The sequence below is a fragment of the Alistipes dispar genome (genome assembly GCF_006542685.1).
GTDB lineage: Bacteria > Bacteroidota > Bacteroidia > Bacteroidales > Rikenellaceae > Alistipes > Alistipes dispar.
In genome coordinates, this window is record NZ_AP019736.1 from 1,402,459 (window position 1) to 1,417,218 (window position 14,760).

Consider the following 14,760-nt stretch of genomic DNA (forward strand, 5'->3'; position numbering starts at 1 on the left):
GGCTCTATCAGGTTAGAATTTGAACTCCGCGCCGGCGGTGATGACGCATACCTTGGGATAGGCAACGCCCCCGATGCCGTTCTCTCCCACTTCGGGGTCGTATTCGCTGACTTTCGAGAAGGTGAAGGGGTTGCTGGCGCTCACGAACACGCGCAGGTGCTTGATGCCCCGGATTTTGTTTTCCGGCAGGGTATAGCCCAGCATGATGTTGGAGATGCGCAGGAACGAACCGTCCTCGACCGACCACGAAGAGGCATGGTACTGGCGGTTGTACCGCAGGCTGGGGCGCTCGTTCGTGGGGCGCTCCGGCGTCCACCTGCCGGACATCAGCGCCGGAGAGGTGAGCTTCCGGTAGGAGAAAATGTCGTTGCCATAGACGGCGTACATCATCACCGAAAGGTCCAGACCGATCCGGTGCGACAGCGAGAGGTTGAGACTCGAGGTGAACTTGGGATTCGGATCGCCGATAATCACGCGCCGGTCGGGATCGAGCGTTCCGTCGGCGTTGAGCCCCGCATAGTTGAACTCTCCCGGACGGGTGTTGGGACTCGACCCGTCGCCCTGCGGCGTCTGGATGATGCCGTTCACCATGTAACCGTAGAACGAATTGACGGGGTAGCCGATGGCCAGCACGTTGAGGAAGGCGTCGTTGTAAACGCTGCCGCCGTACTGCGTATAACAGATGCCGTTGGCATCGACCGTACAGCCCGAGTTCTCGGCCGTGCCGATCGACACGACCTTGTTGCGGTTGAGGCTGAAGATGCCGGTCGCGCTGAAATTCCAGTCCTTCGTCGAGACGATGTGTCCCGTGACGGCCACCTCGAAACCCTTGTTGCGGATCTCGCCGTCATTGACCCACACCGTGTCGAACCCGGTGCTGGGAGAGAGGTACTGCTTGCGCAGCAGGTCGGTGGTGCGTTTGTAATAGTAGTCGAACGTGACGTTCAGCCGTCCCTTGAGGATCGAGAGGTCGAGGCCGATGTCCAACTGGGCCGTCTTCTCCCACGTCAGTTCGTGGTTGGCCATGCCCGCATAGGTGACGAAACGGTCGCCGAGCCCCTCGCGGCCGTCCTGATAACCGATGCCGTAAACCGTGTACTCTTCGCCGTTGCACCAATAGTAGTCGTAGCCGAAACGCTCGAAGGTCTGGTAGGGCGAAATGCCCTGATTGCCCGAAACGCCGTAGCTGGCGCGCAGCTTGAGCTGGTCGAAAAATCCGAGCGACCTGATCCACGGCTCCTCCTCCATCTTCCAGCTCACGGCGCCCGAGGGGAAGAAGCCCCAACGGTGTCCCTCGGCGAATTTCGACGCCCCGTCGGCACGGGCCGTGAAGGTGAACAGGTAGCGGTTCTTGTAGGTGTAGTTCAGACGCGTGAAGCCCGAAGCAAGCATCTCCTGACTGCGCGACGTGGTGGTGATGACCTTGTCGGCGCCGGAAACCACTTCGTCCTCGAGCGCGGCGTTCGAGAAGCCTCGTCCGGTGATGCTCGATCCCCGGCTTACGCTGTTCTCGTAACTGCCGCCGACCATGGCCGAAAAGGCGTGGTCGCCGAAGGTTCTGTCGTAGGTCAGGTATCCGTCCGCGGTGAGATTGACGTAGGTGGACTCGCTGTTGCCGCCCTCGCCGTTGTAGTTGTCGCCCGCCTGCGTGTAAAGCGGCGGATTGAAAAACGCCGAACGGCTCTGCTCGGCCCGGGCGTTGCCCGAAACCGAAAGCGTCAAGCCCGGCAGGATCGACCAGTCGGCCTTCACGAGCGCATAGCCGGACATGTCGTCCGACTCCTTCTTAACCTCGTTGTTTATCATCACGGGATTGCTGTAATCCTTGGGCTGGCTCTTGAAATAGGAGCCGTCGCCGTTATAGACCGGCCAGAGGGGATTGCAGCCGTAGCTCGTCCCGTTGTTGTAGGTCCGGAATCCCCGCACGAATCCCGCCTTGGTCTTCAGCTTGACATTGCGGGCCACCTGGTTGTCGTACGACATATCGACCGTGTACTTCTCGTAGTCGTCGTTGTGCTGCATGCCCTCGCCGTCGTAATACCCCAGGCTCACATAGTAGCGGTTCTTCGCGTTGCTGCCTTCGATTCCCACGTTGTAATCCTGCGTAACGGAGGTCCGGAACACATAGTCGGCCCACCGGGTGCGATAGGGCCATTCGCCGCTTTCGATCTCGGAAACGGAGGGGTAATAGGTCCCGTCGGCCCATATCTTGCCCGTGTAGGGTCCTTCGGCGCCGCCGTTCTCGTACGACTCGTTCTCCAGACGGGCCATCGTCACCGGATCGCGCCAGTAGTCGAGCCGGTCGCTGAAAACGCCCACGCCGACCTTGCCCGAGAACCAGACGTTCTGATGCTCCTTCCTGCCGCTTTTGGTCGTGATCATGATGACGCCGTTGGCGCCGCGCGAACCGTAAATCGCCGTGGCCGAAGCGTCTTTCAGCACTTCGATCGACTCGATGATGCCCGGATTGACGCTCTTGAGGTTTCCGGCGTCGCCCATCGGAACTCCGTCCACGACCACCAGCGGGGAGTTGGACCCGTTGATGGAACTGATGCCGCGCACCCGGACCGTCACGCCGCCCTCGGGACTGTCGTTCGAATTGTCGATCACCGTCAGACCGGCGACGCGCCCCTGGAGCAGCTTGTCGATCGACCCCGACGAAACCTGCGTCACGTCGGAGGCCCTCACCGAGGCCACGCTTCCCGTCAGGTCGCTCTTCTTCATCGTACCGTAGCCGATCACGACCACTTCGTCTACCAGTTCGGCCTCCTCCTGAAGCCTCACGTCCACGGCGGTCCTGCCGGCCACGTTCACTTCCTGCGTCTTGTAACCGAGGAACGATACCACGAGCACATCGTCCGCGGCGACGTCCAGGGCGTATGTGCCCGACGCATCGGTCGTCGTGCCCCTGACGGAACCCTTGACCACCACCGACGCGCCCGCGACAGGCTGTCCGTCGGAACCGCCCGTCACCACTCCCCGTACGGTCATCTCCTGGGCGGAGAGGCCGGCGCCGTACAGCAGCAGGGAAGCCAACAGCATGAATAGTCTCTTTTCAATCATGTTTCAAATAGGTTAGAAGGTTTGGTTTTCACAATCGGCCGTATAAATAAAAGGTGTGCGGAAACGAATTTTGCACGAATCCGTCCAAACGGACTATTACAAATATAGCCCAAAGAAAAGCAAATACATGGTGATATATTGACAAAACGTAGCAATATTTTCACACGATCGCATCCCTTGCGCACACCCTCGGAATAAATATACATATCACTGATCCATACCGCATTACACGACAGGCGAAACTTCGTTCATCTTGTCAAAATATCACGCGCTTATGTCGATATTCCACCGGTTTTTCTCGTCCGGACCCGCTATCTTTGAATCATGAAACTTTCACATTCGGCCGCCTTCACTCAAACCATTTTCCGATCATGCTGATTCCATTCAGAGAAATAACCCGAGACGCTCTCCGGCGACGCTACGCCGTCGGGGCCTTCAACTGCCTGAGCGTCGAAAACGTCATGGGGGCCGTCGCCGCGGCCGAGGAGCTGCATTCGCCGATCATTCTGCAACTGGCCGAAGTGCAGTTCCCCGAAGCTCCGATGGAGCTGATGGCCCCGGTATTCCTGCGGGCGGCCCGCGATGCGAAAGTCCCCGTCGCCGTCCACCTCGACCACGGCCGGAGTATCGAAACCTGCATCCGGGCCGTCCGGGAGGGATTCACGTCGGTCATGTTCGACGGCGCGGAACTGCCTTTCGAAGAGAACGCCGAGCAGACCCGGCTCGTCGTCCGGCTGGCGCACGCCGCAGGCGTCGATGTAGAAGCCGAACTGGGACGGGTGGGCGACACCGGCTTCGGAGGCGAAGGCACGGCGGCCGCGGCCGCCGACGTCTTCACCGACGTCGAAGAGTCGGCGCGGTTCATCGCCCGAACCGGAACCGACGCGCTGGCCATAGCCATCGGCAATCTTCACGGACGCTACACGGCCACCCCGCGGCTCAATATCGCCCGGCTGCGCGAGATCCATGCCCGGAACGCCGTGCCGCTGGTCCTGCACGGAGGCAGCGGCACAAGCGAAGAGGACTTCAAGGCCTGCATCCGCAACGGCATCTGCAAGATCAACGTCGCCACGGCGATCCAGATCGCCGCGGCCGAAGCGGTCGCGGAATACCTCGCCCGGGGCGGTTCGCCCGGCTACATCGGGATAAAACGACGAATCATCGAAGCTTCCCAACGGGCCGTCGCGGAGCACATCCAGCTCTTCGAAAGCGACGGCAAAGCCTGAAACGCCCGGTGTCATGGAACGAAAAGGAATCATTTCGGCCGGCAACTGGCTGGTTGACAACATCAAGATCATCGAGCGGTATCCCACGCGGGGCAACCTGACGACCATCTCCCGCATCGAAACCGGACTGGGCGGCTGCTCGCACAACGTGCTGGCCGATCTGGCACGCCTCGGCACGGACCTTCCGCTCTATGCCGGCGGCTGCATCGGCCGCGACGCGTTCGGCGACTACGTCCTGCGCGAAATCGACCGCTGCGGCATCGACCGGCGCAACATGCTGACGCTCGACGACTGCGCCACCTCCTACACCGACGTCATGTCGGAGATCGACGGCGGCTGCCGCACCTTCTTCCACTTCCGCGGCGCCAACGCCCGCCTCGGCGCCGAAGAGATCGCGCGTATGGAATCCCCGGCCCGGATTTTCCATCTGGGCTACCTGCTCCTGCTCGACGAGCTGGACAGGCCGGATCCCGAATACGGCGTCGTCGCGGCCCGCGTCCTCGACGGACTGCGCCGCAAGGGGTACGAAACGTCGGTGGACGTGGTCTCCGAAGAGAGCGACCGTTTCCGGCAGATCGTCGGCCCCTGTCTTCCGCACACCGACTATTTCATCGTCAACGAGATCGAGGCGGGAGCCGTCTGCGGTTTGCAGCTCCGCACGCCGGAAGGCTCCCTGCTGCGGGAACGCGTGGAAGAGGCGGCCGCCATGCTCCTCGGCCGCGGCGTGGGAAGACTCTGCGCGATCCATTTCCCCGAAGGCGGCTATGCCGTCTCCCGCAGCGGCGAACGGTGCTGGTGCGACTCCGTACCGGTCGCACGGCACGAGATCGTCTCGTCCGTGGGCGCCGGAGACGCCTTCTGCGCCGGAATGCTCTACGCCCAGCACGAACGGATGCCGCTGCGCGACGCCCTGCGGACGGCCAACGCCTCGGCCCGCTTCAACCTCTTCAGCGCCACCAGCACCGGAGGCGCTCCGACTCTGCACCGACTCAACGAATTCATTCACCGAAACTATACCGAACTATGAAACGCTCCGAAATAAACCGATACGTGCGGGAAGCGCTGGACTTCCTCGCCGAACACCGCTTCGCACTGCCCGAATGGGCGACCTGGACCCCCGCCATGTGGGCGGACTGCGGCGATGCCTGCCGCGAAATCCGCGACAACGCCCTGGGATGGGACGTAACCGACTTCGGCAAGGGCGACTTCGCACGCGAGGGGCTGACGCTCTTCACGCTGCGCAACGGGAATCCCCCGCACGACCGCAAACCCTACTGCGAAAAGATCATGGTGGTACGCGAAGGACAGGCGACGCCGATGCACTTCCACTGGCACAAGATGGAGGATATCATCAACCGCGGCGGAGGCGAGCTGTGCATGAGAGTCTGGCGTGCCGACGAAGCCGAACGCCCGGCCGACGCCGAGTGCACGTTCCGCATCGACGGCATCGAGACGACCGTGCGTGCCGGAGAGACCTTCCGGCTGCGGCCGGGACAAAGCATCACCTTCGAGCCTTACGTGTACCACACGTTCTGGGCCGAGGGCGGCGACTGTCTGGCCGGCGAAGTCTCGACGGTCAATGACGATACGGCCGACAACCGCTTCTACGAACCGCTGGGACGCTATCCGCGAATCGACGAGGACCGGCCCGCCGAATTCCTGCTCTGCAACGAATACCCCCGTTAAGACGATGATCAGAACCCGAAAAACAGAACCGCTCACGTGGATCGTCGGACACGCGCCGGATCGGAAATCCGTGCCGGAACGGTTCGTTCCGGCGACGGTTCCGGGCGCCGTGCAGCTCGACATGGCCCGCGCCGAAGGGTATCCCGACTACAACCGTGCGGACAACTACCGCCGCATGACGTGGATGGAGGACCGTTTCTTCACCTACCGCGCGGAGTTCGACGCCCCCGGGCTCGGGCAGGACCGGCAGCTCTGGTTCGTATCGAAGGGGATCGACTACCGCTACGAAATCCGCCTCAACGACACGCTCCTCCTGGCCCGCGAAGGCATGTTCGCACCCGTGGAGATCGACCTCACGCCGCACCTGCACCCCCGCAACCGGCTCGAAATACTCCTGTTTCCCGTTCCCAAACGCGCCGGAATGCCGGACGACCGCACGCAGGCTTCGGCCTCCGTGAAACCCGCCGTGGGCTACGGCTGGGACTGGCATCCGCGGCTCGTCCCGCTGGGTATCTGGGACGAAACGGGCCTCCAGATCCGCCGCCGGTCCCACCTCCGGGAGGTCGATGTCGTCTATACCCTCGACGACGACCTGTCCGGCGCCGATCTGCGGATCGAAAGCCGGGGCGCGGAGTGCGAGGAATGCCGCGGCGTCTGGGAACTCTTCGACGACCGCGGCCGCTGCGCGGCCCGGGCCGAAGGAGCCGTCGGACAACCGCTCGCGGCACGGCTGGAGAACCCCCGGCTGTGGTGGACCCACGACCACGGGGAACCCGTGCTGTACACCTCGCGCTACACGCTCCGCGACGCCGCAGGGTGCGATCTGGAATGCGTGGAGGAGCGGATCGGTTTCCGCCGCATCCGTCTGGTGATGAACGAGGGGGCCTGGAGCGAACCCGCCGGCTTTCCCAAAACCCGGAGCGCCGCCCCCGCGCAGGTCGAGCTGAACGGCCGCCGCATCTTCGCCAAGGGCTCCAACTGGGTCTGCCCCGAACTGTTCCCCGGCACGGTCGATGCGGCCCGTTACGAAACGCTGATCGGAATTGCCGCGGAGACCCATTTCAACATGCTGCGTTCGTGGGGCGGCGGCATCGTCAATAAGGACGCCTTCTTCGAGTGCTGCGACCGCCGGGGAATAATGGTCTGGCAGGAATTTCCGCTGTCGTGCAACTGCTATCCCGACGACCCGGAGTACCTCGCCGTACTGGAACGGGAGGCCGCGGCGATCATCCGAAGGCTGCGCCGACACCCCTCGCTGGCGGTCTGGTGCGGAGGCAACGAATTGTTCAACAACTGGTCGGGAATGACCGACCAGTCGCTTCCGCTGCGGCTGCTGAACGCGCTGTGTTACCGGCTCTCCCCCGAAATCCCGTTCAACGCCACGTCGCCCCTCAACGGCATGGCTCACGGCCACTACCTGTTCCGCTGGCAGGGAAAGGACGTTTTCCGCATGATGAACGGCAGCCGCTTCACGGCCTACACCGAATTCGGCATTCCGGGTATCTCGCCGCGGGAGGTCCTCGAAGGGATCATTCCCGCCGAAGAGCTTTTCCCGCCGCGTCCCGGCACGGCCTGGGAGGAGCATCACGCCTTCGGAGCCTGGGACGGCGATCCCTCGACATGGCTCGGACTGCCCACGCTCGCCCGCTATTTTCCGCCGGCCGAAACGCTCGACGAGCTGATCGCCCAAAGTTCCCTGTTGCAGGGCGAAGGCTACAAGGCCGTATTCGAGGAGGCGCGCCGCCAGAAACCCTACTGCTCCATGGCGCTCAACTGGTGTTTCGACGAGCCGTGGCCCGCAGCGGCCAACAATTCGCTGGTAGCCTATCCCGCGGTGCTCAAACCGGCGATCGCCGAAGTCCGCCGGGCCTGCCGTCCGCTCTGCGCCAGCGCCCGTTTCGCCCGCTTCGACTGGAAGGAAGACGAGACGTTCGAAGCCGAGGTCTGGATACTCAACGACGTTTTCGCCCGGACGGGACCCTTCGTCGTCACCGTAACCCTCCGTGCGGGCCGTGCGGAGGAACGCATCCTGCGCTGGGAAAGCCCCTCCGTCGAACCGAACCGCAATACGGCGGGACCGACGGCCCGGTTCCGGCTTCCCGCATGGGACACCGACCGCTTCGGAGTGGAGCTGAGCGTGGAGGGACACCCGGAGATGAACGCATGCTACACGCTGATGTACCGCCGTTCACCCCGCAAGAGACGCTGTACGTCCATGAACGTAACCGAATGAACGCATGAAACGACCGATCTTCCTGCTGCTGGCGCTCGGACTGTCGCTGTCGGGGAACGGGCGGGTGCGCCTCCCGTCGCTCGTCGGCAGCGGCATGGTGCTCCAGCGCAACAGCGACGCCCGCATCTGGGGCCGGGCGGAGCCGGGTCGGAAAGTGACCATCACCCCTTCGTGGGGCGCGGAACCGGCTGCGGTCCGGGCCGACGGATCGGGCCGGTGGAGCGTCCGGATCGAAACTCCCGACGCGGGAGGCCCCCATACGCTGACCATCGACGACGGCGATCCCCTCGTGCTCGACGACATTCTGATCGGAGAGGTCTGGCTCTGCTCCGGGCAGTCGAATATGGAGATGCCCCTGCGGGGATTCGACTCCCAGCCGGTGAACGGATCCCTCGAAACGGCCATGCTGGCCGGGGAGCATCCCGAAATCCGGCTGTTCCGCGTCTCCCGGGCCGTCTCGCACGAACCGCAGGAGAACTGCACCGGAACATGGCAGGTCTCCTCGATGCGTTCGGCTTCGGGGTTCAGTGCCGTGGGGTATCATTTCGGCCTTTGCCTCGCCCGGGCGCTCGGCATTCCGATCGGCCTGATCGAAAGCGACTGGGGAGCCACGCGCATCGAAGCCTGGATGAGCCGGGAGGCCGCCCGGAACGTACGGCACGACATTCTCGCCACCGATGCGGAACACGATCCCCAGAACCGCACGGGAGCGTTGTACAACGCCATGATCCGGCCGCTCACGCCCTACACGCTCCGGGGATTCGTCTGGTATCAGGGCGAATCGAACAAAGGCTGCCATGCGGACTATGCCCGGAACATGGCGGCGATGGTCGCCGAATGGCGCGACGCATGGGGCGGAGGCGAACGGATGCCCTTCTACTACGTGCAGCTCGCCCCCTTCGACTACGACATTCCGATGCACCGTTTCCGGGGCGAGCGGAACCCCGTACTGCTGCCGCTGCTGGTAGAGGCCCAGCTTCGGGCGCTCGAACTCATTCCCAATGCCGACATGGCGGTGAACACCGACCTGGGCGACGCCCGTGAAATCCACCCGCCCGGCAAACGGATCGTCGGACAAAGACTGGCGCTGCTGGCGCTCGCGGGGACATACGGATTGTCGGGCATCGACTCGCGGGGACCGCAATTCGAAAGCGTTTCGTTCGGAGAGGGACGGGCCGTGGTGACCTTCCGCAGCGAATCGACCCTGCATCCCGTGGACGTTCCGCTCGAAGGATTCGAAATCGCCGGATCCGACCGCGTATTCCATCCGGCCGAAGCGCGGGTGCTGCACCGCGGATACGACTTCAGCCGGCAGGTCGAAGTCCGCTCCAACGCCGTGCGGGAACCCGTCGCCGTCCGTTACGCGTTCCGCAATGTCGTCGGCGACGTCAATCTCACGAACACCGCCGGGCTTCCCGCATTCCCGTTCCGTACGGACGACTGGGACGATGCGGTTCCGGCCCGAATTTCCGAAAAGACATGCACACCCCGATAAAACTGCGCGAAAAGATCGGCTACGGCCTCGGAGACGCCGCGTCGTCGATGTTCTGGAAACTATTCGGCTCCTACCTGCTCTTTTTCTACACCGACGTCTTCGGTCTTCCGGCCGCCGCCGTGGGCACGATGTTTCTCGTCACGCGGCTGTGGGACTCGTTCGTCGATCCCGTCGTCGGCGTACTGGCCGACCGCACGCGCAGCCGCCGGGGAAAATTCCGCCCCTACCTGCTCCGGTTCGCCGTACCGTTCGGCATCGCCGGCATACTCACCTTCACCACGCCCGGATTCGGTCCGACGGGCAAACTCGTCTATGCCTACGTCTCCTACGGCGCGATGATGATGGTCTATTCGGCGGTCAATGTTCCGTACGCCTCGCTGCTGGGAGTGATTTCGGACAACCCCCGGACCCGCACGGAACTCTCCTCCTACCGGATGCTCTTCGCCTTCGGCGGCAGCCTGCTGGCCCTTCTGCTCATCGAGCCGCTCGTCGGCTGGTTCAGCCGCGGAAGCACGCCCCAGACGGGTTGGCAGGCCGCCGTCGCAACCCTGGCGGTCGTCGCAACGGCCTTCCTTTTCTGCACCTACGCCTGGACGCGCGAACGCGTGCGTCCGGTCCGCACGGAGCGCACGCCGCTCCGCGACGACCTGAAAGACCTGATGCGGAACCGCCCGTGGTGGATACTGCTGGGAGCCGGCATCGCGGCACTGATTTTCAATTCGATACGCGACGGAGCAGCCGTCTATTACTTCAAGTATTACGTCCAGACCGAACAGACCTTCGGCCCGGACGGAACGGCCATTTCGCTCACGACGCTCTTCCTGGTGCTGGGACAGGCGGCCAACATCGCCGGCATCCTGCTCGTCACTCCCGTTTCGAACCGCGTCGGCAAGAAAAACGCCTATCTCGGAGCGATGGCGGCAGCCACCGTGCTGAGCCTGGCCTTCTGGCTGCCGGGCAGCGGAGACGTCTGGGCCATGATGCTTCTCCAGGTTCTGATCAGCATGTGCACGGGGAGTATTTTCCCGCTGCTCTGGTCGATGTACGCCGACATCGCGGACTATTCGGAACTGCGGACCGGACGCCGGGCCACGGGACTGATCTTCTCCTCGTCGTCCATGTCGCAGAAATTCGGCTGGACGCTCGGAGGCGCCCTCACGGGCTGGCTGCTGGGACACTACGGATTCGAGGCCAATGCGATGCAGGAAGCCGCCGTACAGAACGGCATCCGGGCGATGATGAGCCTCCTCCCGGCAGCCGGAACCGTTCTGTCGGTGCTCTTCATCGCCTGCTACCCGCTGGGCGAGAGACGGGTGGCCGAAATCGGACGGAAACTCGCCGAACTCCGCGCCCGTTCCGGCGGAGGCGAAGAGTGACTTTTCAGAATGCCGATTCCGTTCCGCCGGGCGGAATCCGCCGATTCCGGGCGATTTTCTTCGGTATTTCCCGAATAATTCGTAAACTTGCCGGAAAGAAACCGTACGCCGGGCGGAACCGCAGCGACAGCACGGTTCCGCCGCCGGCCCCGGCAAAGCCTCAACCGAATTATCGCGCCATGCACAAACCGTTCGACACACTCGGCCGCCTCTCGCTCTGCGCGGCAGGGCTCGCCCCCGCGGCGGCAGCCGGCCAACAGCCGGCCGCACCGCCCAACGTCATCATCATCTACGCCGACGACCTCGGATTCGGCGACCTCTCCTGCAACGGCTCCCGGACCATCGCCACGCCGAATGCGGACCGGGCCGCACGCGAAGGCATCCGGTTCACGAACGTCCACACCGTAGCATCGACCAGCACGCCGGCGCGCTACGGCCTGCTCACGGGACAGTACCCGTGGCGGAAACCGGGTACGGGAATCGCCGCGGGCGACGCCGGCATGATCATCTCTCCGGAGCAATATACGCTGGCCGACCTGTTCAAATCCGCGGGCTACGTCACCGGCGCCGTCGGCAAATGGCACCTCGGCCTGGGAGAGACGGCCCGGCAGCAGTGGAACGGCGAAATCGCTCCGGGACTGCGGGACATCGGGTTCGACTACTCCTTCATCATGGCCGCCACGGGCGACCGCGTCCCGTGCGTTTACATCGAGAACCAGAGGGTCGTGAACCTCGACCCAGAAGACCCGATCGCCGTGAGCTATGAAAAACCCTTCCCGGGAGAGCCGACCGGACGCGACAACCCCGAGTTGCTGCGGATGACCCCCTCCCACGGACACGACCAGGCCATCGTCCACGGCATTCCGCGCATCGGCTACATGAAGGGCGGAAAAAGCGCCCTGTGGCGCGACGAGGAGATCGCGGACCGGATAACCGAAAAGGCCCTGGGGTTCATCGCCGACAACCGCGGCCGGCCGTTCTTCCTCTACCTGGGGACCAACGACATCCATGTTCCGCGCGTTCCGCACGAACGCTTCGCGGGCCGGAGCGGCATGGGGCCCCGCGGCGACGCCGTCCTTTCGTTCGACCATACGGTGGGAAAAGTGCTCGATGCGCTCGACTCGCTCGGCCTCGCGGACAATACGCTGCTCATAATCAGCAGCGACAACGGTCCGGTCGTGGACGACGGCTACAACGACCGGGCGGCCGAACTGCTGGGCGACCACAGGCCGTGGGGCGATTTCCGGGGCGGCAAGTACAGCGCCTTCGAGGCAGGCACGCGCGTCCCGTTCATCGTCCGCTGGCCCGGACACGTCGCCGCGAACCGCATTTCAGACGCCCTGCTGAGCCATATCGACCTCTACGCCTCGCTGGCCGCGCTCTGCGGAGCCGCGCTGCCCGAAGGGGCCGCGCCCGACAGCCGGAACCACCTCGGGACACTCCTCGGAACCGACTCCGAAGGGGCGGAATACGTCGTCGGCATCAACCTCTCGCAAACGCTCTCGGTCATCTCCGACGGCTGGAAATACATCGCCCCGAGCAACGCCCCGGCCCGGAACGAAGCGACCGACACCGAAATGGGAAACGATCCTGCGGAACAGCTCTACGACCTGCGGAACGACCCCGGCGAACGCCGGAACGTCGCCGCCGGAAACCCCGGGGAGGTCGCCCGGCTCAAGGCCCTGCTCGACCGCATCAAGGCCCGGCCGTCCCGCTCCGGGAGGTGATCCCTCCGCCCCCTTTCCCGCCTTCGGCGGTACGATACGACACGGGCGGCAGATTCCCGTGAAGGAATCCGCCGCCCGTCATCCGGCACGGCTTTCGGCCTGCTACAACTCGAGTTTGCAGGGCGAATACATCAGAATACCCTGCAAGCGCGTGGCCTCGCGGACGGCTCCGTACTCCTTCATCACCGTCTCCAGCTCGGAGCGGGTGAAGGCCTCGCGGATGCTCACGTTCATCGCCGAGAGGAAGGCGGCGAGGCCCGTAGGCTCCTCGCGGACCTCGACGACGCGGAAATCGTCGCCCATCCCCGCCTTGTCCACGGCCATCGCAATGGCCGTCTTCAGACCGCCGTAGGTGTCGATGAGTCCGATCTCCAGCGCATCCTCGCCCGACCACACGCGGCCGCCGGCGATCTCGAGCACCCGTTCGACGGGCAGGTTGCGCCCCGCGGCCACATGCTCCGTGAAGGTCTCGTACACCTTGTCCACGCCGCGCATGATCGAAGCCCGCTCGACAGGCGTCAGCGCCGATACGGACCCCATGCCGGCCGAAGCGTTGCTCTTCACGCCGTCGAGCGTGACGCCCAGCTTGTTCTTCAGCGCGTCGATCGGATTTATGAACATGCCGAAAACCCCGATCGAACCGGTCAGCGTCGTGCGGTCGGCCACGATCACGTCGGCCGGACAGGAAATGTAGTATCCGCCGCTGGCGGCATAGGAACCCATCGACACGACGACCGGTTTTTCGGCCTTCAGCAGTTCCATCTCGCGCCAGATCACGTCCGACGCCAGCGCGCTGCCGCCGGGGGAATTGACGCGCAGCACCACGGCCTTCACCTTCTCGTCCTCGCGCACGCCGGCCAGCTTCGCCGCCAGCGTATTGCCGTAAATCTCCTCGCCGTAGCCCTCGCCGTCCACGATCTGCCCGTCGGCATAGACGACGGCCACCCGATCGGCTCCGAGGTTGTCCAGATCGGGCCCGACCATCGAGGCGTAGTCGCCCAGCGACACGAACTCGTAGTTGCCCTCCCCGTCGTCGGCCACGCCCAGCTCGGCGAAGACCTCCTTCATCTGGTCCTCGTAGATCAGTCCGTCCACGAAGCCGTGTTCGAGCGCGTCTTCGGGCAGCGTCACCTGCAACCTGTCGGTGATCTCGCGCATCGCCGCGGAGTCGATGCCGCGGGCCGCGGCTACCGTGCCCGAAATCGTGCCCCAGACGGAATTGACCAGCTCCTGCATCTGTTCGCGGTTCTCGTCCGACATCCTGTCGAGAATGTAGGGTTCCACGGCGCTCTTGTACCTGCACACCGTGGGGCGGAACACCTCGGCCTTCAGGTCGAGCTTGTCGAACAGCCCCTTGTAGAACATCAGGTTCATCGAAAGTCCCGACCAGTCCATGCCGCCTTCGGGCTGCATGTAGATCCTGTCGGCCACCGAGGCGAGGTAGTACTGCCCCTGCGAATAGACCTCGTTGTAGGCGACGATGAACTTGCCCGTCTGGCCGAATTCCTCCAGCGCTTCGCGCAACTCCTCCAGCAGGGCCGTTCCGGCCACGCCGCCCCCGCCGTTCATACGCAGGTAGATGCCCTTGATCCGGTCGTCGGACGCAGCGGCTTCGATCGCCCGCAACGCCTGCAACAGCTGCAACTGCCGCGTCCGTTGCAGCGACACGAGGTTCAGCCCCGCCAGCGGATCGGACGAAGGGGAGTCGGTGATGATCTCCGAAAAGTCGATCCTGAGGATCGACTCGGGGCTGACCGCGACGCTCTTCTCCATCGACCCGGCAATGCCCATCAATACGAAAATCCAGATGAAAAAGACCAGAAACGTTCCCACGACGAAGGCGAGAAGCCCGGCCAGAAAGGTTTTGATGAAATTCATAGTGGCTTCTTATTATGCGGATACAAATTTTTCTCTTCGGCAAATATAACGATATTTTATGAAAAACAAATAAAAT

9 protein-coding genes are annotated in these 14,760 nt (G+C 63.7%); 7 read left to right on the forward strand and 2 right to left on the reverse strand.

Features of this window, described 5'->3' with window-relative positions:
* Positions 1-12: 12 nt before the first annotated feature.
* Positions 13-3,063 carry a SusC/RagA family TonB-linked outer membrane protein gene (locus FME97_RS06015; protein WP_141428348.1) on the reverse strand — a complete coding sequence of 1,017 codons (3,051 nt, stop codon included), beginning with the start codon at positions 3,061-3,063 and terminating at the stop codon, positions 13-15.
* A gap of 371 nt (positions 3,064-3,434) precedes the next feature.
* Between FME97_RS06015 and FME97_RS06020 the strand changes: the two genes are divergently transcribed.
* From FME97_RS06020 to FME97_RS06050, 7 genes are all read left to right on the forward strand, one after another.
* On the forward strand, positions 3,435-4,289 hold the full coding sequence (locus FME97_RS06020) for a class II fructose-bisphosphate aldolase (RefSeq protein WP_141428349.1): 855 nt from the start codon (positions 3,435-3,437) through the stop codon (positions 4,287-4,289).
* Between the two features lie 13 nt (positions 4,290-4,302).
* Complete coding sequence (locus tag FME97_RS06025; RefSeq protein ID WP_141428350.1) at positions 4,303-5,316, forward strand: carbohydrate kinase family protein; 1,014 nt, start codon at positions 4,303-4,305, stop codon at positions 5,314-5,316.
* The gene (locus tag FME97_RS06030; RefSeq protein ID WP_141428351.1) at positions 5,313-5,975 is read left to right on the forward strand and encodes a D-lyxose/D-mannose family sugar isomerase; all 663 of its coding nucleotides are present in this window, start codon (positions 5,313-5,315) and stop codon (positions 5,973-5,975) included. Before FME97_RS06025 ends, FME97_RS06030 begins: the two co-directional genes overlap by 4 nt.
* 4 nt (positions 5,976-5,979) lie before the next feature.
* Positions 5,980-8,208 (forward strand): glycoside hydrolase family 2 protein, encoded by a 2,229-nt coding sequence (locus tag FME97_RS06035; protein ID WP_162502060.1) that lies wholly within the window; start codon positions 5,980-5,982, stop codon positions 8,206-8,208.
* Positions 8,209-8,212: 4 nt separating this feature from the next.
* Positions 8,213-9,703, forward strand: a complete 1,491-nt coding sequence (locus tag FME97_RS06040) for a sialate O-acetylesterase (protein ID WP_141428353.1) — start codon at positions 8,213-8,215, stop codon at positions 9,701-9,703.
* On the forward strand, positions 9,688-11,079 hold the full coding sequence (locus tag FME97_RS06045) for an MFS transporter (RefSeq protein ID WP_141428354.1): 1,392 nt from the start codon (positions 9,688-9,690) through the stop codon (positions 11,077-11,079). The genes FME97_RS06040 and FME97_RS06045 overlap by 16 nt, the downstream gene beginning before the upstream one ends.
* Positions 11,080-11,258: 179 nt before the next feature.
* The gene (locus FME97_RS06050; RefSeq protein WP_141428355.1) at positions 11,259-12,806 is read left to right on the forward strand and encodes a sulfatase family protein; all 1,548 of its coding nucleotides are present in this window, start codon (positions 11,259-11,261) and stop codon (positions 12,804-12,806) included.
* A gap of 102 nt (positions 12,807-12,908) precedes the next feature.
* Here the strand turns inward: FME97_RS06050 and sppA are convergent, their stop codons facing one another.
* A complete protein-coding gene (sppA, locus tag FME97_RS06055; protein WP_141428356.1) occupies positions 12,909-14,684 on the reverse strand; it encodes a signal peptide peptidase SppA in 1,776 nt (591 codons plus the stop codon).
* Positions 14,685-14,760: the final 76 nt, after the last annotated feature.

What these genes read in the sequence shown, in the direction of transcription:
- FME97_RS06015 (WP_141428348.1), bottom strand. Translation starts at nt 3,063, where the DNA reads ATGATTGAAAAGAGACTATTCATGCTGTTGGCTTCCCTGCTGCTGTAC.
- FME97_RS06020 (WP_141428349.1), top strand. Translation starts at nt 3,435, where the DNA reads ATGCTGATTCCATTCAGAGAAATAACCCGAGACGCTCTCCGGCGACGC.
- FME97_RS06025 (WP_141428350.1), top strand. Translation starts at nt 4,303, where the DNA reads ATGGAACGAAAAGGAATCATTTCGGCCGGCAACTGGCTGGTTGACAAC.
- FME97_RS06030 (WP_141428351.1), top strand. Translation starts at nt 5,313, where the DNA reads ATGAAACGCTCCGAAATAAACCGATACGTGCGGGAAGCGCTGGACTTC.
- FME97_RS06035 (WP_162502060.1), top strand. Translation starts at nt 5,980, where the DNA reads ATGATCAGAACCCGAAAAACAGAACCGCTCACGTGGATCGTCGGACAC.
- FME97_RS06040 (WP_141428353.1), top strand. Translation starts at nt 8,213, where the DNA reads ATGAAACGACCGATCTTCCTGCTGCTGGCGCTCGGACTGTCGCTGTCG.
- FME97_RS06045 (WP_141428354.1), top strand. Translation starts at nt 9,688, where the DNA reads ATGCACACCCCGATAAAACTGCGCGAAAAGATCGGCTACGGCCTCGGA.
- FME97_RS06050 (WP_141428355.1), top strand. Translation starts at nt 11,259, where the DNA reads ATGCACAAACCGTTCGACACACTCGGCCGCCTCTCGCTCTGCGCGGCA.
- sppA (WP_141428356.1), bottom strand. Translation starts at nt 14,684, where the DNA reads ATGAATTTCATCAAAACCTTTCTGGCCGGGCTTCTCGCCTTCGTCGTG.